This is a genomic window from Bradyrhizobium lupini (genome assembly GCF_040939785.1).
Taxonomy (GTDB): Bacteria; Pseudomonadota; Alphaproteobacteria; order Rhizobiales; family Xanthobacteraceae; genus Bradyrhizobium; species Bradyrhizobium canariense_D.
Map to the genome: position 1 here is coordinate 6,810,823 of NZ_CP162553.1, position 22,646 is coordinate 6,833,468.

19 protein-coding genes and 1 pseudogene are annotated in these 22,646 nt (G+C 61.4%); 4 read left to right on the plus strand and 16 right to left on the minus strand.

All coding sequences use genetic code 11. The features are described 5' to 3' along the window. The first annotated feature begins 15 nt into the window (after positions 1 to 15). Together AB3L03_RS32555 and AB3L03_RS32560 are read left to right on the plus strand one after the other, a co-directional pair. A pseudogene (locus tag AB3L03_RS32555) lies at positions 16 to 1,852 on the plus strand (glycoside hydrolase family 15 protein). After that, a complete protein-coding gene (locus tag AB3L03_RS32560) occupies positions 1,845 to 2,705 on the plus strand; it encodes an SDR family oxidoreductase (RefSeq protein ID WP_368507737.1) in 861 nt (286 codons plus the stop codon). Before AB3L03_RS32555 ends, AB3L03_RS32560 begins: the two are co-directional and overlap by 8 nt. Before the next feature lie 403 nt (positions 2,706 to 3,108). On the opposite strand, the gene AB3L03_RS32565 is transcribed toward AB3L03_RS32560, so the two are convergent. From AB3L03_RS32565 to AB3L03_RS32575, 3 genes are all read right to left on the minus strand, one after another. Next, positions 3,109 to 3,738, minus strand: coding sequence for an NYN domain-containing protein (locus AB3L03_RS32565; protein WP_368507738.1), 630 nt, complete (start codon positions 3,736 to 3,738; stop codon positions 3,109 to 3,111). A gap of 2,287 nt (positions 3,739 to 6,025) precedes the next feature. Continuing rightward, positions 6,026 to 6,628 (minus strand): ZIP family metal transporter, encoded by a 603-nt coding sequence (locus AB3L03_RS32570; RefSeq protein WP_368507739.1) that lies wholly within the window; start codon positions 6,626 to 6,628, stop codon positions 6,026 to 6,028. A 222-nt stretch (positions 6,629 to 6,850) separates the two neighbouring features. Continuing rightward, positions 6,851 to 7,288, minus strand: coding sequence for an RNA polymerase sigma factor region1.1 domain-containing protein (locus AB3L03_RS32575; RefSeq protein WP_368507740.1), 438 nt, complete (start codon positions 7,286 to 7,288; stop codon positions 6,851 to 6,853). Positions 7,289 to 7,530: 242 nt separating this feature from the next. On the opposite strand from AB3L03_RS32575, the gene AB3L03_RS32580 reads away from it, so the two are divergent. Next, entirely contained in the window at positions 7,531 to 7,782 is a 252-nt protein-coding gene (locus AB3L03_RS32580; RefSeq protein ID WP_210350923.1) for a tRNA 5-methylaminomethyl-2-thiouridine synthase, read from the plus strand. Between the two features lie 268 nt (positions 7,783 to 8,050). On the opposite strand, the gene AB3L03_RS32585 is transcribed toward AB3L03_RS32580, so the two are convergent. Beyond that, positions 8,051 to 8,281 (minus strand): hypothetical protein, encoded by a 231-nt coding sequence (locus tag AB3L03_RS32585; RefSeq protein WP_204512666.1) that lies wholly within the window; start codon positions 8,279 to 8,281, stop codon positions 8,051 to 8,053. A 682-nt stretch (positions 8,282 to 8,963) separates the two neighbouring features. Between AB3L03_RS32585 and AB3L03_RS32590 the strand changes: the two genes are divergently transcribed. Then, positions 8,964 to 9,557 carry a Crp/Fnr family transcriptional regulator gene (locus AB3L03_RS32590; RefSeq protein WP_368507741.1) on the plus strand — a complete coding sequence of 198 codons (594 nt, stop codon included), beginning with the start codon at positions 8,964 to 8,966 and terminating at the stop codon, positions 9,555 to 9,557. A gap of 616 nt (positions 9,558 to 10,173) precedes the next feature. On the opposite strand, the gene AB3L03_RS32595 is transcribed toward AB3L03_RS32590, so the two are convergent. From AB3L03_RS32595 to AB3L03_RS32650, 12 genes are read right to left on the minus strand one after another with little or no spacing between them, the layout of a single operon-like run. Next, positions 10,174 to 10,482 (minus strand): cytochrome C oxidase subunit IV family protein, encoded by a 309-nt coding sequence (locus AB3L03_RS32595; RefSeq protein ID WP_368507742.1) that lies wholly within the window; start codon positions 10,480 to 10,482, stop codon positions 10,174 to 10,176. Further along, positions 10,479 to 11,123, minus strand: coding sequence for a cytochrome c oxidase subunit 3 (locus AB3L03_RS32600; protein ID WP_368507743.1), 645 nt, complete (start codon positions 11,121 to 11,123; stop codon positions 10,479 to 10,481). The genes AB3L03_RS32595 and AB3L03_RS32600 overlap by 4 nt, the downstream gene beginning before the upstream one ends. Continuing rightward, a complete protein-coding gene (locus tag AB3L03_RS32605) occupies positions 11,120 to 12,793 on the minus strand; it encodes a cbb3-type cytochrome c oxidase subunit I (protein WP_368507744.1) in 1,674 nt (557 codons plus the stop codon). The genes AB3L03_RS32600 and AB3L03_RS32605 overlap by 4 nt, the downstream gene beginning before the upstream one ends. Beyond that, positions 12,786 to 13,727, minus strand: a complete 942-nt coding sequence (coxB, locus tag AB3L03_RS32610) for a cytochrome c oxidase subunit II (RefSeq protein ID WP_368507745.1) — start codon at positions 13,725 to 13,727, stop codon at positions 12,786 to 12,788. The genes AB3L03_RS32605 and coxB overlap by 8 nt, the downstream gene beginning before the upstream one ends. Continuing rightward, positions 13,724 to 14,494: an SCO family protein gene (locus AB3L03_RS32615; protein ID WP_368507746.1), complete on the minus strand. Its 771-nt coding sequence runs from the start codon at positions 14,492 to 14,494 to the stop codon at positions 13,724 to 13,726. The genes coxB and AB3L03_RS32615 overlap by 4 nt, the downstream gene beginning before the upstream one ends. Beyond that, a complete protein-coding gene (locus AB3L03_RS32620) occupies positions 14,491 to 14,898 on the minus strand; it encodes a hypothetical protein (protein WP_368507747.1) in 408 nt (135 codons plus the stop codon). Before AB3L03_RS32620 ends, AB3L03_RS32615 begins: the two co-directional genes overlap by 4 nt. Next, positions 14,888 to 15,949: a hypothetical protein gene (locus AB3L03_RS32625; protein ID WP_368507748.1), complete on the minus strand. Its 1,062-nt coding sequence runs from the start codon at positions 15,947 to 15,949 to the stop codon at positions 14,888 to 14,890. The genes AB3L03_RS32620 and AB3L03_RS32625 overlap by 11 nt, the downstream gene beginning before the upstream one ends. Next, positions 15,946 to 16,473 (minus strand): cytochrome c, encoded by a 528-nt coding sequence (locus AB3L03_RS32630; RefSeq protein WP_368507749.1) that lies wholly within the window; start codon positions 16,471 to 16,473, stop codon positions 15,946 to 15,948. The genes AB3L03_RS32625 and AB3L03_RS32630 overlap by 4 nt, the downstream gene beginning before the upstream one ends. Further along, positions 16,470 to 16,997, minus strand: coding sequence for a DUF3341 domain-containing protein (locus AB3L03_RS32635; protein WP_368507750.1), 528 nt, complete (start codon positions 16,995 to 16,997; stop codon positions 16,470 to 16,472). The genes AB3L03_RS32630 and AB3L03_RS32635 overlap by 4 nt, the downstream gene beginning before the upstream one ends. Next, positions 16,994 to 18,361 (minus strand): NrfD/PsrC family molybdoenzyme membrane anchor subunit, encoded by a 1,368-nt coding sequence (gene nrfD, locus AB3L03_RS32640; protein ID WP_368507751.1) that lies wholly within the window; start codon positions 18,359 to 18,361, stop codon positions 16,994 to 16,996. The genes AB3L03_RS32635 and nrfD overlap by 4 nt, the downstream gene beginning before the upstream one ends. Continuing rightward, positions 18,358 to 21,213 (minus strand): 4Fe-4S dicluster domain-containing protein, encoded by a 2,856-nt coding sequence (locus AB3L03_RS32645; RefSeq protein ID WP_368507752.1) that lies wholly within the window; start codon positions 21,211 to 21,213, stop codon positions 18,358 to 18,360. The genes nrfD and AB3L03_RS32645 overlap by 4 nt, the downstream gene beginning before the upstream one ends. After that, complete coding sequence (locus AB3L03_RS32650) at positions 21,201 to 21,854, minus strand: cytochrome c3 family protein (RefSeq protein WP_368507753.1); 654 nt, start codon at positions 21,852 to 21,854, stop codon at positions 21,201 to 21,203. The genes AB3L03_RS32645 and AB3L03_RS32650 overlap by 13 nt, the downstream gene beginning before the upstream one ends. Between the last annotated feature and the right edge of the window lie 792 nt (positions 21,855 to 22,646).

Consider the following 22,646-nt stretch of genomic DNA (forward strand, 5'->3'; position numbering starts at 1 on the left):
CCTACTTAATCATGTGTGTCCGGGATTGAGGATTACGCGCTTATCGGTGATTGCGAGACCGCGGCCCTGGTGGGCCTCGACGGTTCCATCGACTGGCTTTGCTTGCCGCGTTTCGACTCGGACAGCGTGTTCGCCAAGCTGCTCGGCGACGAGAACAACGTGATCCGACCGGATGAACAGCATTCAGCCTGCCGCCGCTACCGGCCGGGATCGTTGATCCTCGAGACCACCTTCAGGACCGCTAGTGGTCGCGTGCGGCTGACCGACTTCATGCCCCCCAAGGTGAACGGTTCGAAAATCGTCCGGATCGTGGAAGGGCTCGAAGGGACTGTCGAAATGTGCACCGAACTGGTTGCGCGCTTCGACTACGGCGTGACGGTGCCCTGGACGAGTCGTCTGCATGACGGCGCGCTGAGCGCCGTCGCGGGTGCACACATGCTGGTGCTCAGGACCGTAGTTGAATTGCGGGGCAGAATCCGAGAAAGCGATCGGCTCGTTTTCCGTTAGGGCCGCCCAGAAGGTGACATTCGTGCTGTCGTACCAGCCATCCTACCTCCGCCCGGAGAAGCCTATCGATCCGGAGGACGCCCTCAGCGAGACGGACCGCTTCTGGGGTGATTGGTCCGGGCGCTGCAACGAGGCTGGCCCTTATTCGGATGCCGTCCTGCGGTCGGTCATTACGCTGAAGGCGCTAACGTTCAGGCCTTCCGGCGGGATCGTAGCAGCGGCGACCACTTCGCTTCCCGAGCAGATCGGCGGATCGAGGAATTGGGACTACCGCTTCTGCTGGGTTCGCGATGCGACCCTGACCCTCCTGGCTCTCATGGGCGCCGGCTACTACGACGAGGCGCGCCGCTGGCGAGATTGGCTCTTGCGCGCCGTCGCCGGGAGCGCGACGCAGCTTCAGATCATGTACGGCGTCACGGGCGAGCGCCGCCTCACGGAATGGGAAGTCCCATGGCTCGCCGGGTTCGAAGGGTCCAAGCCCGTTCGCATCGGTAACGCGGCACACGCGCAGCTCCAGCTAGACGTGTACGGCGAACTCATGGACGCGCTGTACCAGGCCCGTCGCGGGGGACTTCGCGAAAACAAGCGGGCCTGGCAGATTCAATGCGCGCTCCTTCACCATCTCAAATCGATCTGGACCGAGCCGGACGAAGGTATCTGGGAGGTTCGGAGTGGCCGGAAGCATTTCACGCATTCCAAGGTGATGGCCTGGGTCGCCTTCGACCGCGCGATCAAGAGCGCCAGCGAGTTCGGCATGGAAGGCCCTGTCGACGAATGGAAGGAAGTCCGAGCCGACATCCACAACGATGTCTGTAGGCGCGCCTTCGATCCGGAGCGTAAATCGTTTGTCCAAGCCTACGGGGAATCTCAACTTGACGCCAGCCTGCTCCTGATTCCGGCCGTCGGCTTTCTTCCGCCGGAAGATTCCCGCGTGATTTCCACGATCTCCGCCATCGAGCGGGATCTTGTGACCGAGGGCTTCGTCCGGCGCTACGATACCGCTTCGACCGACGACGGCTTGCCGCCAGGAGAGGGCATGTTTCTGGCTTGCAGCTTCTGGCTCGCGGACGCCTACCACATGGTCGGCCGGCATGAGGACGCCGTAAAGCTGTTCGAGCGCCTTGTAGGTCTCTGCAACGACGTTGGGCTGCTGTCCGAGGAATATGACGTCTCGCGGCGCCGGCTGGTCGGAAATTTCCCGCAGGCGTTCTCGCACATCGCGCTGGTCAACACGGCGCACAACCTGACGCACGTCGAAAAGCCCTCGAACCAACGCGGCGGCAGAAATGCAGCCGCACAGCCAGTGACGAAACCGGATGGCGTGCCCGGAGGAAAACATGGATGAAGCAGCTTCCGCGCCTATAGCAATCAGCCGTGACCATCCGGCCAGCCGCTACCCCCTCGTGCTCAAAGGCCAGCCGGCGCTGGTCACCGGAGCGAATTCCGGGATCGGAAAAGCGGTCGCCCTCGGATTAGCAGCAAGCGGCGCCGACGTCGTGGTCAACTACGTGGTCGATCCGGCAGCGGCGGAGGAGGTCGCCCACTCCGTCGAGACTTCCGGCGGCCGGGCGATCGCGATCAGGGCGGACGTCAGCGATGAAGAGCAGGTCAGGTCGATGTTCGCACAGGCCATCGAGCATTTCGGAACGTTACACATCCTGGTGAACAACGCGGGACTGCAGCGCGATGCTGCTTTCCATGAACTGACGCTCGAGCAATGGAACAAGGTGATCGGCGTGAACCTCACCGGCCAATTCCTGTGCGCGCGGGAGGCTGTCCGGGAGTTCATGAGGCGCGGGGTAGTCAGCGAGGTCTCGGTCGCCGCAGGCAAGCTCGTCTTCATGAGCTCGGTGCACCAGGAGATACCATGGGCGGGTCACGTCAACTATGCTTCTTCGAAGGGGGGCGTGATGCAATTGATGCGGAGTGTCGCCCAGGAAGTCGCCCCCTTGGCAATTCGCGCCAATGGCGTGGCTCCAGGCGCCATTCGAACGCCCATCAATCGCCCCGCCTGGGAGACCGCGGAGGCTCTCGGGGGGCTGATGTCGTTGGTGCCGTACAAGCGGATCGGAGAACCACATGACGTCGCGCAGGCGGTGGCATGGCTCGCTTCGGACGCAGCAGACTATGTGACTGGCGCCACCCTATTCGTCGACGGAGGAATGAGCCTCTACCCGGGATTCGCAAGCGGCGGCTGATCCATCCTGAGTTCGGTGTGCGGCAAATCGACAGACGTAGGCAAAAAATCGGAAACGAGCGACATCGTCGACGCTTAATTGAGCCGCGGCCGGCTGCCGCTTGGGCAGAGAGACTAAGCGTCCGGCCCGCAAGGCCAAGCGATCACCCAAGCCGAAGTGATCAGGCGATCGCGTCCGCTCTCCGTAGCAGCACGGAGAGACCGTTCTGCCGGCGGCAAATGAGGATCCTCGCTCCGAGGCTTGGGTCGGGAGTCGTCGCGCACCCAGACTGACGGTGACGAAGTTGGAGGGCAGAGCAGCGCGCGCGGCATGCCCAATTGGCGCCGCTCGCCGAGTCGCTGCAGCCGGCTACATCGGTGTGCCGAGAGTACGAACGCGAGCTGCCGCGTCAAAGAAATGAGATTTAGGAACCGCTCGAGCCTTCTCCGGAACGCCGGGTGCTGCTCCCGCGCGGCATGAAGTGCGGTAAGCGGGGTTCTCCGCGGTCGGGTGGCGGCGGGCGCTCGGGGGGATTTCGCCCCACCCTCGCTTGGAGCTCCACGAGATCGACAAAGACATCGGCCTGCCGCCTGAGTTCGTCGGCGATCATCGGCGGCTGGATTGATATCGTCGACACGACTGTCACGCGCACGCCCCGCCGCTGCACCGCCTCGACCAGCGAACGGAAATTGCCGTCGCCTGTGAACAGCACCATCTCGTCGAGACGCTCGGCCATCTCCATGGCGTCGACCGCCAGTTCGATGTCCATGTTGCCCTTGACCTTGCGCCGTCCTGAGGCGTCGAAAAATTCCTTCGTCGCCTTCGTGACCACCATGAAGCCATTGTAGTCGAGCCAGTCGATCAGCGGCCGGATCGACGAGTACTCCTGATCCTCGATAACGGCGGTATAGTAGAACGCGCGTACCAACGTGCCGCGCCCTTCGAACTCTTTCAACAGCCGTCTATAGTCAAGATCGAAGCCCAAGCTTCTGGAGGTGGCGTAGAGGTTAGCGCCGTCTATGAAGAGGGCAATTCTGTTAGATGCCGAGACCATTTCATGCCACTGCGGTTGCAGCCCAAGCGGAGGCGCTTCCGCACAGGCTAGGAGACACCCAAGTAAAGCTAAGGTAAATCGGAGCGGCTGATTGAGCTTGTGTCCGCTAACTCGAACTCCCAGAACGGTCGTTCAGTGTCCGAGCTCCAACGGCCACAAGCTACCCAAAACCGCTCTCGGATTCAAAACCTATTTGCCCTGCGCGAATTACATCGGGGACAGGATCGAAATCGATGGTGGACACCTTCAATGCAGACCATCGGAGGGCTTGGCAACAACGCATGAACTTTCTCGATCGGCCGATCGCTCGCCGTTATCCACGACAGCTTGAGGCATAGATCAGGCTGGAGGTTGCCGCACGAAGGTTCATCGAAGGCGAGATCACAAGGGACGTGCCGTAGCCGGACCAGGACCGTTGCGAGGAAACGAGCAATTGCTAGGCGGCTGCGCAGCCAGTTCGACCTGAAGCTTTGACAGACCGAGACCGGCCGGCGACCGCCGCAAACCGCGTGCAACGCGCCATCGCTCAGGCAGCTGGGGACGAATGCCCCGGGTTTCGAGATCTCCGGACTGCGGGGAACACGCGGGGTTCGGTTCGTCGCGACCGGATAAGTATACTTTTGAACGATAGCGGTGCAGGGCAGTTGCCCTGCATCACCGGCAAAGGGCACTCGCGAGCTTCCCATAGCCAAGAGCTTTATTGTGCTCCCGCTGCACAGACCGAGAGCACTCTATGAACCGGCCGGTTAGTGAGGAGACGCGGAAACTTCTGGAGCGCGCACACAAAGCCATCGAACATTCCATCGTGCTCTCTCGAGGCACTCCCCGAGGCGCGCTCCAGAAGGAGCCGCGGGCTCCCCGACGAGCGTCTATCGACGAATAGCAGCGTTCCGGCTCTGCCGTTGCGGATGGCCCACTTAGCGGCGAACTCAGGGCGTCGCACCCCGGATGTGTGAGGACGTCAGGTTAGATTGCTCCAGAAGAGGGGTCTCAGGTTCGCGGTGCGAAGAAGATGGCGCCTGGCTGCGGCGCTTCGATCGGTCGGCTCTGGCGGTCTAGACCTGGACACCAGAGCGCCGGTGATGGTTCCGCTGTTTCAGAAACCCAAATGCGGGAGTTCAATCGACGCATCATCTCCTGGCAAGCGTGACAAGCAAAACCGGCTGGACGCGATCCCGGGTGTCGCCGGCGTTCGCGACAGCTCATCTGACCCCGGTGCCTAGAGGTCCGCACGTAATCCCAAACGCGCGGTCAAGTCGGCGCCGCCGCCAACGGGCCCATGAGGCACGGCGCTTCCTACATAAAGTAGGCGAAGCGTGTCAGCGCGAGTGTACCGTAGCTGTACCCGCGGCACGCTCCGGACGATCTTCTTTGCGCAACTCTCCTTGCGCTCCACCTACGCGCAGCGTCGCAGCAAGCACACTCCTGCCGAGGTTTCGCTACCTGGATCAGGCGGACGGAAGGGGTCGCACCGCGACACTAAAGACCCGAGACCCCTGTTCCCTGTCGGAACTAAATGCACGTAAAGTGGAGTTCGGTTCCGCCGAAATTGTATTTGCAAACGAGCTCCGGCTAAGTCAGAATTTCGGTACCGGGGCTGGCTGCATACTTCACTTGATCTTTTTCACCCGGCTTCATTGACCAGGCGCGGGCCGCAGCGATTTCACATCACGCTGCGGCCTTCGCCGTATGGCCGCCAGCACACATGGGGCCGCCAGCGTCAACGGGCGTTCGGTGCGTCTTTTCCCCTAGGAAAAGTAGTCTTGGTTCTGCCCTGCCTAGGTCTCTCGGGGAGCGGCCCCTCTGATGGTTGAAGGAGGCGGTGCCGCGCCCCGTGCCAAAGGCCTCTCTCGTCGGAGAAAACTGGGGTCTCAGAGGGTTTCAGGCACGCTCGGGTGGCGCCCGTCGGGCGATCGCCCTTTCCGAACGACTGCCGGCTTCCGGCGAGACCATCTTGGTGGTTCTCGCCTCCGGCGACCGCGTCACCCTCCCGCGACCTGCAAGGATCGCGCGGAAGCATGTGTGGTCGTCGTGGAGCAGGCTATCGGCCGGATTATCAGTGGTCCATGCAGGACGTCGGGGGGCGCGCCGCGGGCGCGGTCGGACGGCGCGCGAGGTCGCAAGACCTCCGGCGCCGCCGCGACGGACCGGCTCGCGCCGCCCCTTCTCCGGTCGAGGGTGAGATGCTCTCGCGCGAGCGGGATCCACGGCTCGATCCCGCGACCCCGGACCGGCTTCACCGCCGGCGCGGGGGCGGATGCCACACGAGAATTCGGTAAGCCCGGCATCATCCACTTGCGTTTGACAAAACAAATGCAACTAAAAGCCCGACCACCACAAGCACTCCGGTAATCTTCTGCTCAACCTCGAAGGCCTCTGGGATCATGGTATTCACGACCATAGTGAGGAGCGCGCCGGCCGCTATCGCGTTCACCGTCGCAGTCAGCTTTGGCGAGGCCCCGGCCAAAAACGCTGCTCCGCAGAGCGAACTCAGACCGGACAATACGGCGATCGTGATCCACAGCCCGAAAATGTACTTCGCGCTGCGGCCCGCCTTGCGCATTCCGACCGCGCTCGAGAGCCCCTCCGGAAAGTTTGAGAGGAAGATCGCGGCGAGCATGGCGATGCTTACGCCTTTTCCACTCAAAAGCGTGAGGCCGAGAACGACGCTTTCGGGTATTCCGTCCAGGAGCGAGCCAACCGCGATCGCCATACCGGCCCCCGTTCCGGCTTGCTGCTGTTGATCGCCCGACTGCTTCCGGTGATGCCCGCCGCGTTTCGAAACGATGTGATCGGCGAGCGCATATGCCAGTGAGCCGATGAGGGCACCGGCAAGGATCGGCAATAGTCCGCCTTCCTCATAGCCATCTTCGAGCAGATCGTACGCCACCGCTGAAATCAGGACGCCGCATCCAAACGACATTATTCCGGCGACAAGCCATCTTGGCAGTGTCGCAAGGTAAGCCACAGCTGCTCCTGCCACCAGCGACGAAGCTCCCAGTACCCCCCACAGGCCAGCGCTCAACCATACGGGCATCACACGCCCACTCCATTGCGGACCGACGTCCGTACGGCAGAGCACAGAACCTGCGACGAAGTCTGCAGCCAGTGCTCACCGCAACACCCAGAGCAGGATGGCGAATAACATGCAAACCACCGCACCTGCCAACACAACAGCTGCCGTCGGTAAGCTGGAGTGCCCGGAAGATCCATGCCAAGCCGGCTGCTCCGGCGGACGGCTCGCGAGCCAATTCGCGCCATCAGTGCGCGGCGGGTCCGTCTTGGTTAATCTCACGGTTGGTTGATGGCGACGTGCTTCGGGGGAGGGCCTGGGGGACCCAACGAGCAATTTCGGGTCCACTAGGACCTCAATGCCTTTTTCTTCAAGATAGGCCATTGTTGCCGCGACGTCTTCATCGCTCATCCGATCGATCGGAAGCGACTTGCGAATGTCGTCAACAGTAAGCGCGCCTCGGAGTTGGCCTAGAGCCGCAAGATTCCAGAGCGAGCCATTTCGCGATTGAGAGCCGTTTGTTGTGCGCGCGTTCATGCGGGTACTTTCGCACAGGAGGGAGCGGAAGTGGGTGTTGCACCTACAACGCCGCGGGGCGCCAGTCGTTCGTTAGAACTCGTGCGCTCCACGAGCCATCGTACCCGTGAGTAACAAATTTTCACCGCCCATGGCGCCCATTGACGTGGGCGGCACGAATAGCAGAGGGAGCCCCACGGCTTTGTGCGCAAGCGTACCGAAAATCGAGCCATTGAACCTCTGCGGGAGCAGGATCTGTAGCTATGATATCTGCCGATGCGCCGACGAGGATCATCGTAGTGCCGCGATACTTCTTCCACATCCACAATCACAGATCCTTCAGCGACCGCGATGGAGAAGAGCTGCCGGACGATAACGCAGCGTGGCGCGAGGCGCTGCGGACCCTGAAGACGCTCGAAAGCAATCTGGACCCTGGGCAGCAGTGGCGCCTTTCCGTGCGCGGCCCTCGTGGCCCGCTGTTTGAGATCAGCATCGACACTGCACGCCTGAGCTGATCCTGAATTGCGCGGTGTCCTGAATTGCGCGGTGCGCTGCGCGCATTGCGGCGCCGCGGCAACAAAAGCAGCGCGCCTCTTTGGAGCTCGCCTGATCACGTCCAAAATAGCCCGTGCGTGTGCTAGTTCAGCGGGTCGCATCAAGGCACCTCTCGATAGGGCGCTTGGGATCTACAATACCGAGCGATACTTCGCCGGAACCACAGTTCGCGCGCTACATGTTGTACCCTCGACCGGCACTCTGGTCGTGTCGGCTATGACCGTCGAACTAGTTTCGATGGTTGGCCAGCTTCCTGCGATTTCTCACCGCGCGATCGAGCGTCGCGAACATCTGAATAATGGCCCGTCGTGCGGCCGCCTGGTATGGAAACGTGCTGAACGCAACGGCGCGCGCGATCTCCAGCTTTACTTCGTCGGTCTTATAGATCTCAGGCAGAGTTCGAAACGTTTCATCTATTGCGTCCTGCATCTGGTTGGCCATTTGGGTGTCGATCAACATCGTGGCCTCGCTTTGGACCCTGTGAACCCGGTCCGCTATTCAGCAGGGCTGGTCGCCGCCAGCTGCCCTTCGTTTAGACGACAAGTTACTTCCGAAAGCGGAGCTAAGTCCTGCCTGCTCGTCCGAGTTTGGTACGACACCGCGCATACAACGTGTCGCAGGAGCAATGGGATGTTGCACGGGCGTGTCTGGCAGAGTGGATACAGGGAGGTGTTCGAGGGCGCCGTCGTTGGGAGATGTAGCAGCTTTCGTTCCAAGCGGCAGCCGCTGTGCATCGACCGAGACGCTCAAAGGTTTGCGAAACTCGCCTGCCGTCAGTTATCTCTCTGCTCCTGTCCCAAGTAGTGCACTAGAGGAGAGCAAATACTGCCATGCAAACAAGGCTCGGCTACGGAGAGCGACGATCGCAAGAAGCTGAGCGATACCAGCCAGGTGTCCGTTCGGCGCGGAATTTCGCCGCTTGCGCTCGGGTTTGATGTGAGGAATCATATCCCGGAAAGTCCCCCGGTTGTGCTGGAGCCCGGCCTTGAACGATATAGCAACGGGGAGCGAGGCGACGGCGCCGGTTTCACGGAATCGGCTACTCAGGTTGCTTCCAAAAGAGGAATTCCAATCAATCAAGTCCAGGGCAGAAGAAGTGCGGCTTCGGCCTCGCCAAATCCTTCATCACTGGCGTTCCTCGTTGGAACATGTCTATTTTATTACGGACGGGCTGGTATCCGTGAGTGCGAAGGTCGGTGAGAACGACTATGTGGAGGCTTGGCTCATTGGCAGCGAAGGCGCTGTCGGTGCGCTTCTTCTCCTGACAGGCCAAGCTCACGCTCCACCGCACCGGCGGATCGTGCAGGTGGGCGGTTCGGCATTGCGGCTCTCCGCACCCGACTTCCTGGAGTTGGCCAACCGTCTTCCCACGTTCCGTCAGGTCCTTCACCGGTACCTTGCGGTGGTTGTGGTGCAGACGTCCCAATCTGGGGTATGCAATGCAGTCCATTCGCTCAAGCAGCGACTGGCTCGCTGGCTGCTGGTGGCCTGCCAAAGCTTGGATGATCACAACCTGCCGCTCACCCACGATGTCCTCAGCAGGTTACTTGGCGTGAGGCGCGCAAGCGTGACTGAATGCCTGAGCGACCTCGAGGATCAGGGCGTGATCAGCACTCATCGCGGGCACATCGAGATCACTAATCCTGACCTTCTTCGGCAGATCTCATGTGCTTGCTTCCAAATGATTCATCGCGAGTACGCCCGTCAGCTCACAAGCGTCGGTCCGCCGGCCTAGCTGATGCCCGACGGCGCAAGCTTTCTTTGTGTTGGCCCAGCCTCAAGCTGGTGATCTAGGCGGGTGGTGGCTAGGAGCGCTGTAGCGGGAGCAAAGGCGTTCACAGACCTGAACCGCCTGCCGGAAGCTGAATGCCCAGCCGCATCGGCCGGTTCTGGTTGGTTGGGTCCTCCGACGGCGATTCATTCGTCGCCGTTAGCTTCGGTCCAACCAGAGGAGTTCCGCATGCCGGCGAATGGAGCCGGACTACCCCCAGAGCGGGGGAGACGACGTCCCCCAGGTGTCAAGCTCAGCCCCTTTGGAGAAGACTAGTCACCGTTTCCACAACGCGTTGCTCGTTTCTGATGCGGATTGCGGGACGGGTCCCCGTGTCGGTCAGGGCGGCCTCGCGGAACGCCTCGGCCAGCTCACACAGGGCCTCCTTCCGGGCCGCATCCTCATTCGGGAGTACCATGCCCACCCGATCCAATCTCACCTTGAGCCCTTCGCACTGATCGAAAAAATAGCGCTGCATGGCGGAGAATCAACGCTGCTCGCCTTCGGCAAGATAAAACGCGGTCGGCGGCCAGCCGTTCGTCAGAATGGTACGCTGGAGCACCGGCTTTGTTTGGTGGGGCTAGATCTTCCCTGTCCTGGTCAGCACATCTGCAAAAGTAAGCAAGAACATGGCCGCGAGAAAGATCAAGCCGGAGACGGCGGCAAGCCTGACCAATGCGCGAGCTTGGATGAGCTCCATGAAAAAGACCACGACCAAGCTCGACTTGATGACGGCAACGATAACTCCCGACGCGACGGTGATAGGGCCCATAGGAATGTAAGCCAGGAACATGCTCAATAAGAGCAAAGCGAGAAGTGCGACCCAGATGACCCCGTTCTTGACCCACAGAGCTGACGAACTGCTTGGATGCGATCGATTTCCAGTCATGAGGCTCTCCCTGGCAAATAAATGAGCGGATACAGAAAGATCCAGACGATATCGACGAGATGCCAATAGAGCGCGGTGACTTCTATTTCGGGATTCTCGCGCAGGCGAATTCGCCTGGTTGCTCCAAGCACGATCAGCCTGACGACAAGCACGATGCCGATCGTGAGATGGATCGCATGTACCCCGGTAACCAGCCAATACAGACCATAGAAAAGCTGCGCAGCCGCCTCTGACAGTGCAAAGCCGGCTCCGGGGACCAGATGTTTGTCGATATCCTCCTTGTATTCGAAGCCCTTCACGACGATGAACGCGAATCCGAGCGCCGCAGTCAGGCCTAGGCAGGTGAGGACGAGAGTGCGGGAGCGTTCGCTCTGGGCCGCAGCTTGGGAGGCGACCGCAATGGTGAGACTGCTCGTAAGCAGGATGGCGGTGTTGATCGTGCCGAACCAGATGTTTGTGGCGCGACCAGCTGCCGCAAATGCGTCCGGGTGCTCGACCCGGCAGACGGCATAGGTGAGCATAAGTGCTCCGAAGAACAGGGTCTCGCTTGCAAGAAAGATCCAGATCCCGAACTTTCCCGCTCGTTGCTGGCGCTCGAAGCGCTCCCACGGTTCTCGAAGCAGTGCGGTTGCGTCGGTCATCGTAGCGACCTGGCGTTCTGAACTTCGGGGGCATCGGTCCCGGCCGACTCGCGTTCGGCGTGATACTGGTAAGGGCCACGATCCACAAGCGGCTGGATATCGAAGTTGTTCGGCGGCGGCGGCGACGTCGTCGTCCACTCCAGCCCGGTAGCGCCCCAAGGATTGTTCGGCGCGCGTTTGCCGTGAAGAAGGGACCAGGTCAGGTACATCAGCGGAAGCAGATAAGCGGCGGCCAAAACGGCCGCGCCAGCGGATGACATGACGTTGTAGACTTGAAACTCTGCCGGGTAGGTGTGATAGCGCCGCGGCATTCCGAGGTACCCGGCGAAAAATTGCGGCAGGAAAGTCATGTTGAAGCCGAAATACATCGTGATGGCGGCAAACTGCGCCCAGGACTCCGGGTACATTTTCCCCGTGATCTTTGGCCACCAGAAGTGCAGCGCACCGAAGAAGGCGGACACCGAACCGCCGACCATGATGTAGTGGAAATGCGCTACGACGAAGTAGGTGTCGGTTACGTGCACGTCGACCGGGATCGACGCCAAAAACAGCCCCGACAACCCGCCGGTCGTGAACAATCCAACGAACCCGAGGGCATAGAGCATTGGCGAGTTGAAGCTGATCTGTCCTCGGTAGAGCGATGCGGTCCAATTGAAGACCTTGATTGCCGAAGGTACGGCGATGACGAAGGAAAGGAACGAGAAGATGAGGCTCGCATAGGGCGATTGTCCGGACACGAACATGTGGTGTCCCCAAACGAAGAAGCCGATCCCCGCGATGGCAATGATGGCATAGACCATGAAGTCGTATCCGAAGAGGCGGCGTCGGGCGAAGCAAGGAATGATCTCGGAAACCACTCCCATGGCCGGGAGGACCATGATGTAGACCGCGGGATGCGAGTAGAACCAGAACAGGTGCTGGAAGAGAATGGGATCGCCGCCGCGTGCCGGATCGAAGATCGGCAGCCCCAACCAGCGCTCTGCGACGACCAGCATCAACGAGATCGCGAGCACGGGAGTCGAGAGCACCATGACGATCGAGGTGGCGTAGATCGACCAGACGAACAGCGGCAGTCTGAACCAGGTCATTCCCGGCGCGCGCAACATGTGCGTTGTCGCGATGAAATTCACCCCGGTTGCGATGCTGGCGAAACCCACGACGAACACGGCGGCAGCGGCCGTGAGGACGTGCGTGTTGGAGAACATCGTCGAGAACGGGGTGTAGAAGGTCCAACCAGTATCGACGCCTCCCGCTATCAGGGTGTAGACCGCGAACACCCCGCCGACCAGCGTCAGGTACCAGCTGAACAGGTTGAGGCGCGGAAAGGCCACATCGGGCGCTCCGATCATCAGCGGTATCAGGAAGTTGCCGAACGTGTTCGGGATCGACGGCACCAGGAAGAACCAGACCATGATGATGCCGTGGAACGAGAACAGCCGATTGTAGGTATCGGAGCTCAGAAACCAGCCGTTCGGCACGAACAGCTCGAGGCGGACCGCCGTGATCGCTGCGCCGCCCATGAAGAAGAAGACCGTGATCGTGAGCGCATAGAGTATGGCGATGCGCTTGTGATCGGTGGTGGTGAGCCAAGATGCGAGCGTGCTCCCCGCTCGCAGATAGTCCGGACGCGGCGGAAACGGCAGTTCGCCCGCGAGCACCACGTCACTCATGATCTTGCTCCTGTCCGAGAGAGCGAATGTAGGCGGTCAGACTTTGTACCTCCCCGTCGTCGAGCAGCCCCGCAAAGCTCGGCATGAGTGGTTCGAACCCCGCGACGATGTCGCGCTTTGGCTGGAGGATCGAATCCCGGAGATAGGCATCGTCTGCTTTCAGTTGCCGACCGTCCGACAACTGAACGGTCCGGCCGTAAAGGCCGTTGAGCTTGGGGGCATGCACGCTGGAAGAAGCTGCGTGGCACCCAGAGCAGCCTTGAGATACGAAGAGTTTGGCGCCGAGGTGAGCGAGGTCGTCGCCTTCGGGTTGTCTGCTCAACCACCGAGCGTAGTCGTCCTCACCCATGACCGTGATCCGGCCGCGCATCGCTGAATGGTCCGTGCCGCAATACTCGGCGCACAGCAGCGGGAAAACTCCAAGCTTGGTCGCCTTGAACCAGGTCTCCGTGTTGCGCCCCGGCAGCACGTCCTGCTTGATGCGAAACGCGGGCACGAAGAACGAGTGAATGACGTCCTGGGACGTCATGACCAGCCGAACCGGCTGTCCGAGCGGAACATGGAGCTCGTCGATTTCACGAGCACCGTTCGAGTGCTGTGTTTTCCACATCCATTGTTTGGCGAGCACGTGCACCTCAAGCGCGTTCGTCGGAGCGGTGAGCGCGCCCACATCGGCCGAGGCGGCCCACCAGAACAGAAATACGAACAGGAACCCGGTCGCGGCCGTCCAGCTCACCTCGAATTCGCGGTTCACGATCTCTGGCAACCGGCCGCGCTTGGCGTTGGAGCCCCGGCGATAACGGATGGCGAACGTGACGAGCAAGCCGAACACGAGGGCAAGCGTGAGCGCCGACACGACCACCAGAATCGCAAATATCCCATCGACGCGAGCGGCGTGCGTGCTTGCCTCCGGCAGGGTAAAAACGGTGGTCATGTCATCACCCCGGTGCGTCGCGACCGACGGCACATGATGACTATCGCCAACCCAAGAAGTGCGACGGTCAATGCGCAGCCGAGCTTCAGGGCGGAGTCGACCCGCCGGGTGTAGATGCCGTGAACCGGATCAAATCCGTAGCAGAGGAGGGCGATACGGCTCCTCAGTCCGCCCACACTGGCCCCGGCTTCCAGGATCCCGAGTTTGAGATCGAGTGGTTGCAAACCCAGGCTGGAAAACGCACGGGAAACGTGACCGTCAGGCGTGAGCGTGAGGAACGCCGCTGGGTGAGCGACCGCGCTATTTTGGCCATCGGTTTGGAGGCGATAACCGATGGCCGTGGTGAGATGGTCAATGCTTGCCTGGCTACCGACTAGAACCGATACCCCGGGGCCGCCGACTTGTCCGCCGGCGAATCTGCGAGCCGCGGCGGCATCATCCCCTGCATCGATCCCGAACACCACGAGGCTGTAGTCGCGCCCGGCCAACAATCCCGTCTGCTGTAGCGCGCTTGCAACGATAGTGAGCGCCGGGCCGCAGATTTGGGTACACGTGAAGTCCGCCGGCAGCAGCAAGGTCGGCCTGCCGTCGATTGCGTGGCCAAGGGTCGTTTCATTGCCATCCATGTCCCGAAACTCAAGTGTCGCCGGCGCCCTGGCTCCTTCAGGTGGCGCCAGTGCAACATCTTTGAGCTGCTGTTCCGTCAAAGCCGACAAGGCGCTCGAGGACCAGACGGCCATGAGTACCGTTAGCGCAAGCACTCTCATTGCTGCGCTCCCTTGATGTTCTCGACCTCCGGGGCGTTTGACTTGTCCAGAGGATCGTAACCGCGGTCGCCTCTGGCAATGACGATCTCGACGGCCTTCTCAATGGGTATTCTTGCGACACCTCTGCCTCGGTCGATCCAGCTGTACCGAGACAGAGCACTTCGTTCGCTCTGCAATGCATTGGCGAGGTCCTGGTCCGGGGCAGTTTGGAGGCCGGGCTGCGGGAATTGTCGTTCGATAGGCAGCTTGAAGGCGGCGGGTGCATCTGCCTTAACGTAAAAAAAGATCGCCACCATGGCCAGGCCGACGAAACCGAGGTAGCCGCCGACGGCAATGAGGATTTTGCGCGTGGCAACGTCGGGAGATTGCGGCAGCGCCCGGCGGTCCATCTCTTCATTCGGCATGCTGAGCCTCCAAAGCGGGACTGAGGGCAGCTCCAATCAGAAAAGAACTCATGCCCAAGGCGACCAGCGCACCCATGCCACAGGTGAGCACGGCGTCTTGCTGATCAAAGGCAGGAACGATCAGCCAGCAGAAGTGGAGAACGGAGCCGAGCAGCACCAATATGCCGGCCGATTGTAGGCCGTAACGGCTCCGCCGACACTTGCCTACGATCAAGATGCAGAACGGCAAAGCTGCGCCCAAGGCAAACGCAATGACTATCGTCGCTGCCCAACCCGGAGAGCTTCGCTTCAGGTACCATGCGGCCTTGTCGGGCAGATCGCCGTACCAAGCGACAACATAGGTCATGAATTCCAGGTAGACGACCCCAAGCAAGACCGCGAGCAGCAGCGCACCCACATCGGATGCCGCAGACTCATCGAGGGTGGGTGCGGTCAGGAGCGCAACAAAGGCCAGCGTCGCCGCGAGCTGTTGAATCGCAATCATCGCCGGAAAGGCAGTCGCGACGTAGTGCGGCTCGACAGAAAGAAACCAGTCCACCGCAACTAGGCTGATGGTAGCGCCGTAGAAGGCAAGTCCCAGCGCCGCGAGCAGACGGCCACCTTTGGCCAATGCAAACGTGATCCCGAGGACGCACCATCCGCCGAGTGCAACAGCGGCGCGCAAGGCATAGGAAGCCCAGTTCAGGTACCAGCGTCCAACGTCATGGGCGATGTGCGAACCGTCCAGTGCCCATGGGTAGAGTTGGCCGGACGTCGTCAGCATTGGAAGGAAGGCGATGGCCACCGCCGCGCACAGCGCGGCGGACGGTCTCAACATTGCGGCCGTTGCGGTGCCCCATTGGCCGCCGGTTAGTGAATGTATCAGCAACAAAATCATGCTGCCGATCGGCACGCAACTCCAGATGGCGAACGCGAGCAGCCATCCCTGAGAGAGGACCGGTGTCCTGTATCCGGCTGCGACGATCAGAGCGACACTCAGCAGCAGAATTCCCGAGACGGCTGGAAGCCGGCGCAGATTATGGAAGCTAACGATTGTCGCATCTGAGTTCATGGCAACCTGCTTCGTAGCTCGGGAGCATCCGCTACCTTCGCGCCCTGAGATTCCTGAAGTGCCCTTATGTAGGCCACGATCGCCCACCGGTCGTTTGGATCAACCCGGGCGGCGTACGAGTACATCACCCCGTAGCCATTGGTGATCACGTGGAAAAAGTGCTCGGCGGGCGCGGCCCGAAGTCTGCTATCGTGGTAGGATGGCGGCGCCGGAAACCCGCGCTGCACGATCATTCCGTTGCCCGTTCCGGACAGCCCGTGGCACGGTGAACAATAGATGTCGTAGCGCTCGCGGCCACGCGCGAGCAGCCTCGCGTCGATCGGCGGGCGCTGCTGCGCTTGCCTTTGACGTTCGATGTCTCCCTGCGCCACGGCGCCCTCCGGCAGTGGCTGTGCTTCGGTCCGATTTTCGAACAGAGCCGCGCGCGAAAAGGTTCCATATCGCCGCTGCTGTGTCATCGAAATGTCGTTGCAGCCGGAAAGCAGCAGTGCCAGCGTCAGCGGGATTGCCAGGCGACCGATCATGGCGCACGCACTTCCGTGACTCTCGTTGCGCCGGCCGTCCGAAGCAGGTGGCGGAGCTCGAGCGTGGTCTCGTCGCTCTCTCCGCGCGCGAGCAGGAAGTAGTGGTCCTGCGAAGCCCGTTCGAAGCCGGGGATGTCGAACAATGGATTGTGGAGCTTCGGCAACCCCGTTGACCACAGCAGAGCGATGAATCCGGCGAGGGCAGCTGCGAAGATCCCGACTTCAAAGGGTACGAGGAGAAAAACCGGCCACGAGTTCAATGGGCGCCCGCCGCTGTTGATGGGATAGTCGACGACGGCGCTGTACCACTGCAGGGCGAAGGCGAACACTGCCGTGGAGAACCCGGCCAAAAGCATCGTGACCGGAGTAGCGGAGCGCCGGGCGGGGATCAGCTGCTCGAGATCCTCGACGGGGAAGGGGGCGAAAGCATCGAGAAGGCCACAATCGGAACGGACTTTCAGGCTCCGAGCGGCGCCAATCAGAGTAGCGGCATCCGGAAATTCTGCCAGGAGAGGCCCACTCATGCCACGTTCTCCCGGTGCGCGAGCTCGCGCATGTCGAACATCGAAACCGCAGGGATCAGCCGCACGAAGATGAGGAACAAAAACGCAAAGAAGCCCAGCGGTGCAATGACGAACGCCAAGTCCCAGATGGTGAAGTGAAACACCCGCCAAAGGCTCGGCATGTATCCATGAGAGAGTGTATTCCAGACGATCAAAATGCGCTCAAGCCACATCCCGATGTTGATTGCGATCGCAATCGCAAATAGGGCGGCAAGGGACCTTCGCACGCGAGGAAACCAGAGCGCCTGGGGCAGGACGACATTGCAGGTCAGCAGCGCCCAGAACAGCGGTGCATAAGTCCCGGTAAACTCAAAAGCGACGAGACTGCGGTCGCTGCGGGCGCCCCCGTACCAGCCCATGAACCATTCCGTTGCGTAGGAATAGCCCATCACGATCGAGGACATCAGCAAGACACGACCGATGACGTCGAAGTGCTTGCGCGTTATGATGGCTTGAAGTCCGAACCCCCAGCGGATCGCCAAGGCAAGCACAACGACCATGGCGAACCCGGAGTACATCGCGCCCACGACGAAGTACGGCGGAAAAATGCTCTCCTGCCAGCCCGGCATCAGGCTTGCGGCGAAATCCAGCCCGACGATGGAATGCACCGAGCAAACCAGCGGTACCCCGAGTGCTGCCATCGTCGTATGAAGGATCCTCAGGGCACGCCAGTGCCGCAGCGAGCCGCTCCACCCGAGTGCAAAGGCCCCGTAGAGCAGCTGACCCGTGCGCGACCTCGTCCGATCGCGCATGGTTGCGAGGTCCGGAATGAGGCTGACGTACCAGAATAGGATCGAGAACAGCAAATAACTGATGATCGCCCAAAAATCCCAAACGAGCGCGCTCCGCCACTGCGGCCACAGCGACATCGTGTTGGGGTAGGGCGCCAACCAGTAGGCGTAGATCGGTCGTCCGAGATGCACGATAGGCATGAGCCCCGCAATGGCGACCGCGAACAGCGTCATGGCCTCTGCGAACCGGTTGATCGAGGCGCGCCATCGCTGCCGCGTCAGCAACAGCATTGCCGAGATCAGCGTGCCTGCATTGCCGATGCCGATCCACCACACGTAGTCGGCAATCGCAACGCCCCACACGACAGTGGAATTGACCCCCCAGACACCGATGCCCTCGTAAAACACCCAGACGATTGCTGCCAGAAGCCACGCGACGAAGGGCGCGCTGACCAGGAGAGCAATCCACCAGAACTTTCCCGGGCTTGCGAACAGAGGCGCCGTCACAGCTTGCGTGATCTCGACGTCGCTGGCCCGGTACGCAGAAACCCAAGGCGCCGGCGCGGCCGCATTCGGTTCGAGGACATCGCTCATTTGCCGTCCCCCCCGGTTGGAGGATTGCGAACGTCGGCGAGGTAGGTCGTGCGGGGACGCGTGTCCAAATGCCCAAGCAGGGCGTAGTGTCGAGGATCAGACTTGCGCCCATTGACGCTGGATCCATCCTGATTGAGATCGCCAAATACGATCGCCCCGGTGGGACATGCGTTCTGGCACGCGGTGCGGACTTCGTCGGTGCCGATTGTCCGATCATCGCGCTCTGCCGCTCGTCGTGCCGAACTGATCCGCTGGACGCAGTAAGTACACTTCTCCATGACGCCACGAGCGCGCACCGTGACCTCCGGATTCTTTTGAGCGAGATAGGATTCGAAGCCGAGGTTGGCGTACTCCTGGCCGTCGGCGTACCCCCGAAAATTGAACCGACGTACCTTGTAGGGGCAATTGGCCTCGCAGAACCGCGTGCCGATGCACCTGTTGTAGACCTGTGCGTTGAGCCCTTCGCTATCGTGAACCGAAGCAGCGACAGGGCACACAGGCTCACACGGGGCGTGCTCGCAATGCATGCACGGGACCGGCTGGAAACCGAGCGCCGGATTGGTCGCTGTTCCATGATCGTAGGCGTCCACCCGCAACCAGTGCATGTCTCGCCCACGAGCGACCTCTTCCGGGCCGACCACGGGCACATTGTTCTCGGCTTGACACGCGACGACGCATGCATTGCAGCCGATGCACACCGAGGTGTCGATGACCATGGCCCAAGCGTTTCCATCGCCGCTGCGAGGCGGTGCTTCCGGCAGCAAACTGGGGGGGCGCTCCGCTTCCGGAGCAGAGAGCGTCCTTGCAGCAACGGCGACTTTGCGCACCGGGTAGAGCTCGGAAACATAGTCCGAAGCGCGGACGATATTCTGGGTTGTGAGCGGTTCTTGATTTCGGCCGGTCCTTGTGATGACGGCTTCCGCGATGGTCCATGGGCTTTTTGTGGTCCGAAGCCGAGTTGCATCGCATCCGATGCCATTTCCGATAGCGCCGGCGCGATGGCGGCCATAGCCGAGCGTCAGACAACCGACACCCAGGGCAGCACTCGGCTCTACAAGCACGGGGGCCTCGATCGTGGCCCCGCCTGATCGGATCGAGATGACCTCGCCGACGGAGACACCGAGCTGCCGAGCATCTTCAGGGTTGAGCGCGAGAGCGTTGCCCCAGACCTGTTTTGTCAGGGGCTTCGGACATTCTTGCAGCCAGGCATTGTTTGCGAACGAACCATCCCAGATACTTGGATCGGGCTGCAGCACCACCTGGAATTCGGACGCGGCACGAGGTTCCGGCATCTGCGGTAGTTTGGGCTCTGCAGGTCGCAACGGGTCCGCCGCACTGCCGGCGATGACACCATCGTGAAGCGCGCGTGTCCACCAGGTCTCGAAGTCAGCTCCGGCCTGCGCCTGCCAAGTCCGTCGAACGAGATCGCGCGGCGAGGCCATATCGCCGTTCGTGAGAAGCGCAATGTATTCGTGCTCCGTATGGCTGCGATAGAGCGGTCGGATCAGCGGCTGAACCAGACTGGCTGTCCCGTCGATGCTACGCAGATCAGACCAGGCCTCGAGTGGATGGCTCAGGGGAACGTGCCAGTTTGAAAGCTCTGCGGTCTCGTCCGCATAGCAGCCGGCGTGCAGTCGAAACGGCGCTTTTCTGGAAGCGTCGGAGAAATTGAGATCGGCAGGAGCGTCGTACACAGGGTTGACGCCGAGCGTGACGAGCTGATCGACGCCGCCCCCTTTCAGATCGCGAACCAGTTCATCGAGCGCTTGGGGCTGGCGCCCGGCAGGTGTGCGGCCCACTGGATCAATGAGGTCCACTGGCGCATTGAGGCGAGCGTTGATCCAGTGCACGACCGCGTGGGCTTCGGCGGAAAGCGTTCGGCCCGCGAGAACGATGGCGCTGCCGGGACTGGAGTTCAGATCGGCGCTAATTTTCCGCACGAGTTCTTTCAAATGATCGGGCACCGCGGCGTCCCGGACAGCTGCGCCAAGCGACTTGGCAATCGCGAGCGCCACTTCGCCGATGATCGCCGGCCGGAGGGCGAGCCGATGATCAGCTTTCGCCCCGGTTAGCGTCGGGGCCGCCTCAAGGCAGTAAAAACGCGAGAAGCCCTCGTTCTGCGGCTGACGGCGCTCGGCAAATCCCCTTGCGCTTCGGAGTTGATCCGGACCATGGCCCAGCGGGTCGGCACCAAGCGCGATTACCACGCGCGCGCGCGCGAGGTGTGGCACTGTCTCGATGTCTCGTCCGTAGGCCAACATTGCGCCGGCGCGGGCACTGCCATCGTCGGCGGGATCATAGGCATGCCACGCGGCTTTCGGAAATTGCCCTAGCAGATCGTCGATCTGTCGTAGCAGGGTGGGCGAACTCACCCGACCTGTGACAAGTCGTAGCCCCTCGCCACTGCGTTGCTTGAGCAGTCGGTTCTGGCCAAGCACAGCTGCGCGGAATGCCTCAGCCGGAGCGATGGCCCCTTCGTGAAGCGTTGTCCGCGAGCGGTCCGGATCGTAGAGGGACAAAACGGCGGCCTCCATGAACACGTCGGTCGCACCGAGGCTCGCAGGATGCTTAGGGTTGCCTTCGACCTTGATCGGGCGCCCGTCGACGGAACTAACGAGCACTCCACGCCCGTAGCCCGAGAGCGCCAGAGTGGTCGCAAATTTCAAGGGCTCGCCCGGCACAAGGCGGTCCGGCATTCTCACGTAAGGAATTATCTGTTCGTCCGGACGGCTACAAGCGGCCAGTCCCGACGCGACGCCAGCTGCGAGGAAGCTCAATGCCTGCCGGCGGTCCAGCTCGGGGCGGGCTACGCGTGAGACCCGTTTGACGGGCAACTCATCTACCTGTGACATACCGAGCAATCCGTCAGATGATCAACACGAATGTGGTACTTCGCCATTAGCTCGCGGCCGAGCTGTTCCTGATTCTTTGCTGGTGACCATCCGGTGTCGAACACCGCCTCGCGCGGGCGCAGTGCTTTCTCGGGCGCTCGGTGGCAATCGATGCACCATTGCATGGTCAGGGGCGCCGCTTGGCGCATCAGTGGCATCTGATCGACCGCGCCGTGGCAGCTTGTGCATCCAACCCCTTTCGCGACATGTATTGAATGGTCGAAGTAGACGTAGTCGGGGAGTTTGTTCACCCGCTGCCAGGCGATTGGCTCATCCTTCGCCAGGCTCGCACGCACCGGGGCGAGCATGCCTGCGTTTGTCCAAAGCTGGGAGTGGCAGGTCATGCACGTCTCGGTCGGTGGCAGCCCGGCGAAGCGCGCCTTTTCGACCGAGGTGTGACAGTAGCGGCAATCAAGCCCCAAGCCGCCGACGTGATGCTGATGGCTGAACGGAATCGGCTGGTTGCGCGTCACATCTTGTCCAGTCGCGTAAGGCGAGCTCATGATACCGTAGGCTAACCCGACCAAAAGGATCGGGGCGGCGCCGCACGAGGCCAGGAGCACCTTCGCGATCGTGTCAGCGCCTGGGCGGAAAATCTGCATGCACCTGGCTCTGTCGGCGGCTTCTCATCGCCAATCCCGTTCATTGGTCAATCTCGGTTTAGGGCTGCTGGTGCCGAACTCTGCGCTCGGCCTGCTTACGTCGCCGTGAGCGTTCGTGAGCGCGCTTACTGTCGGTACGCAAGGTGGCCGAAGAAAAGGTGTGATGGATCCATCTTCCAGCATGAAGCCCCCGAACGCGCTTCAGCCTGCGGCGGCCTGCGGCCGAAGCGACTGCTCAACGATTTGACCGCAGCTCTGTGCCTCCGGGGAATGCGAGGCGCTCAGAATCTTTGCGCGGTAGCGTACAAACGGAGTTCGCGGGCGCGGCCCATTCGGAAACTTGCCCGGCTGCTTCCGATGACACATCCCGAGCACATCAACAAGATCGCGGGCGAACGGCTTTCCTAGCTATTGCCACCCCTTCGCAACTGGGTGCCGAGCTTCTAGGTACCAGATAGGTGCCTACGTGCTCCTGGATGGTCGGGGCGACGCCGCGCGGAGTACAGCTTTTGGCAGAATGACCGCAAGCGCAGCCGCAGCAGCGGCGTTCGCAAGGTTCTGCAGCCTGCCGGAGGTTCGATGCGCCCAGCCGTTCTGCTGCGTCCGCACCGGCTCAGATGCTCGACGTTGACTCCCAAATGGGTCCTGTCCAACCGGAGCGTCAGGCGCATCCTCCCCGGGCTGTCGGCCGGAAGCGGGGAGACGAGAATCCGGACGGAGGAAGCTCGGCCATTCGGGGTAGAGACTTTAATGCGTTGCTCCAGATCCAAAGTGCGTCCGAGGCTGTGGTTC